Here is a 1583-nt window from a genome sequence, read left to right as displayed (position 1 = left end):
CTAGTCCGAAAATGAGGTGACCTGCCCGTGGTAGGTGCGTGGGTGGATATCCGGAGGCGACATGGAGCCTCCGGTGGTTTTGAAAATAGAAGTCAGGCTGCGGGGGTCAGGGTGACGGTGTAGCCGAGTGCTTCGAGCTGGCGGATGTGGCCGCGTTTCCGGGTGTCCGGGTTGGTGCGGCGGCTGAAGTGGTCGGGGCCGAGGTCGCGGAACCGTGCGTCCGGGTCCTGCAGCAGGTGCCAGACGATGACGAGAATGGATCGTCCGACGGCGACGATGGCGCGTTTCTTGCCCCGCCGCCGGGCGATCCTTCGGTAGCGTTCACCCAGGAACGTGCCGGTTCTGCCTACCCCGACGGCGGCCTCGCCGAGGACCCGGGCAAGATAGCGGTCGCCGTGTCCGGTGGAGCCGTTGCCTTTGGTCTTTCCGGCGGAGGAGCTGATGCCCGGGGAGAACTTCGCCCAGGAACACAGGTGCCCCGCGGTCGGGAACCGCGACATGTCGGCCCCGATCTCGGCGAGAATAATGGCGGCGGCGACCGGTCCGATGCCCGGGATCTGATCCAGGCGTTCCGCCGCGGCCGCGAAAGGGGCCAGCTGCGCCTCGATCTGTTCGTCGACCGCGGCGATGTCGGCGTCGATGCCGTCGATCCGGGCCAGCATCCGGGCCAGGAGGAAGGCGTGGTGGTCATCAAAGTGGCCCGTGAAGGCCTCCTCGAGTTCGCTGATCTTCGTCCGCATCCTGGACCGTGCCATCTGCGCGAGGACTTTCGGGTTACGTTCGCCGGCGATCAGCGCCGCCATCATCGCCCGGCCGGACACCCCGAAAATGTCCGAGGCGACAACGGAGAGTTTGATGCAGGCATCCTCGAGGAGTTTTTCGACCCGGTTCTTCTCCGCCGTCCGCGCCCCGACCAGATCGATCCGGTACCGGGTCAGGTCCCGCAGCCGCCGGATCGGGGCGGGCGGGACGAAGCTGGGCCGGAGCATCTGGCGTTCGGCGACCTTGCAGAGCCAGACCGCATCGAGGACGTCGGTCTTGGGCCGGCCCGGCAGGTGCTTCACGTCGCGGGCGTTGACCAGCCACGGCTCCAGCCCGTGGGCCTCCAGGAGGTAGAACACCGGCTTCCAGTAATCGGACGTTGCCTCCATCACCACCCGCTCGATCCGCAGGTCCACCAGATGGTTGGCCAGCTCGGCCAGCGACCGGGTCATCGTCGAATGCGTGGACACCTCCTGCAACCGCTTCTTCGGATTCCCCTCCGCGGGGATCCGGACACAACACACGAGTTCGGCCTTGCCGATATCCAGGGCGGCGGCCCTGGCAATGATCTGTTCCTCATCCTGGGTTTCGGCCAGCATGATCCTGTTCATCTCCTCCCCAAACACACCCGCTGTTTGCAAAGCGGCCACCCGCGGGGATCACCGGGACAACGGAATCTAGTCCTCGTTCTCGGCAAAGAAACAATGAAGGGCCCGCAGCGTGATCCCCGGCGCCCGGCTAGATGACGGCCTGAAAGAACCATAGGGGGAACGGCGTCGGCAGGCGGCCACAGGCACATTTTCAGCCCGGAACGGGCGCCC

At 66.1% G+C, this 1583-nt stretch carries 1 protein-coding gene; it reads right to left on the bottom strand.

Annotation, left to right across the window (positions count from 1 at the left end):
• Positions 1-92: 92 nt before the first annotated feature.
• Positions 93-1373 (bottom strand): IS110 family RNA-guided transposase, encoded by a 1281-nt coding sequence (locus ABIB14_RS18655; protein WP_354237387.1) that lies wholly within the window; start codon positions 1371-1373, stop codon positions 93-95.
• Positions 1374-1583 lie beyond the last annotated feature (210 nt).

Origin of the sequence: Arthrobacter sp. UYEF3, assembly GCF_040546245.1 — a bacterium.
GTDB lineage: Bacteria > Actinomycetota > Actinomycetes > Actinomycetales > Micrococcaceae > Arthrobacter.
The sequence above is the reverse complement of the archived record's forward strand: the minus strand, read 5'-3'. Positions and strand labels throughout refer to the sequence as shown.